This window comes from Streptococcus sp. (assembly GCF_019414905.1).
In the GTDB taxonomy this organism is placed as follows: domain Bacteria; phylum Bacillota; class Bacilli; order Lactobacillales; family Streptococcaceae; genus Streptococcus.
Genome location: NZ_DXLC01000035.1, coordinates 1 through 1,093, shown reverse-complemented (window position 1 = coordinate 1,093; position 1,093 = coordinate 1). Strand labels below are relative to the sequence as shown.

Here is a 1,093-nt window from a genome sequence, read left to right as displayed (position 1 = left end):
GGGCTATCAATAAAGTGTTTGCCAAGGATAATCTCAACTTTAGTTATAGTTTTGTTGGTGAAGATCAGCTGACTAGAGAAGCCATCGGAGAATTAGAAAACAATGGCCCTCTCCAAGATAACTCTCAAGCAGACAATCGCCAGTCAGAAACCATTAAGGAAGCCCTTGAAATGCTGAAAGAAGTGGAAGTATATAATACTCTTCACCGCGCAGCCATTGAACTTCCTAGTGTTCAAACCCCAAGCCAAATCAAGAAATTCTATGAACCAGTTATGGATCTGGAAGGTGTCGAGATTGCAGGTCAAGGACAGTCAGTAGACAAGAAAATCAGCTTTGATTTGCCAGATTTTTCAAGCAAAGAAAAGATGACAGGAGCTGAGATTGGTAGTGCCACCCACGAACTGATGCAGAGAATGGACCTCAGCCAGAGACCAACGCTTGCTAGCCTGACAGAAACTCTCAAACAAGTTCAAACCAGCCTAGCTGTCAAAGACAAGATTAATCTTTCGAAAATTCTTGCATTCTTTGACACAGCACTCGGTCAGGAAATTCTCGCTAATACCAACCATCTTTATCGCGAGCAACCTTTCTCCATGCTCAAACGAGACCAAAAGAGTCAGGAAGACTTTGTTGTCCGTGGTATCCTTGATGGCTATCTACTTTACGAAGACAAAATCGTTCTGTTCGACTATAAGACAGACCGCTATGATGAACCAAGTCAACTCATAAACCGCTATCGTGCTCAGTTAGCCCTTTATGGAGAGGCCTTATCTCGAGCCTATTCGATTGAAAATATTGAGAAATACTTGATTTTACTCGGTAAAGACGAGGTTCAAGTTGTAAAAGTATAATCTAGAAAGGAGACCTCATGACACTTCCAGTTAGAAAATCCCTGCACGATGCGGTGTTACAGGCTTCAAAAGCTGATACTTGGGAACAAGCTACCAAGGAATGGAATGAAGTTTCCTTGATTTTTAATGGCATTGGCCGTAGTAATTGTGTTTGCGGGAATGCCATAAAATACGCCTACGAACTCTTTAATGGTGTCACAGGCCAACGCCTCTTTCCAATCGGTAGTGACTGCGTCCGTCAT

General features: G+C 42.6%; 1 protein-coding gene and 1 pseudogene. Both read left to right on the top strand.

The genetic code is table 11. From position 1 onward, the window contains the following. Positions 1–851, top strand: an 851-nt coding sequence (locus QZ359_RS00990) for a PD-(D/E)XK nuclease family protein (RefSeq protein ID WP_293952029.1), incomplete at its 5' end; no start/stop codon positions are given. Between the two features lie 17 nt (positions 852–868). Continuing rightward, positions 869–1,093, top strand: a pseudogene (locus tag QZ359_RS00985) (hypothetical protein); the annotation flags it as partial.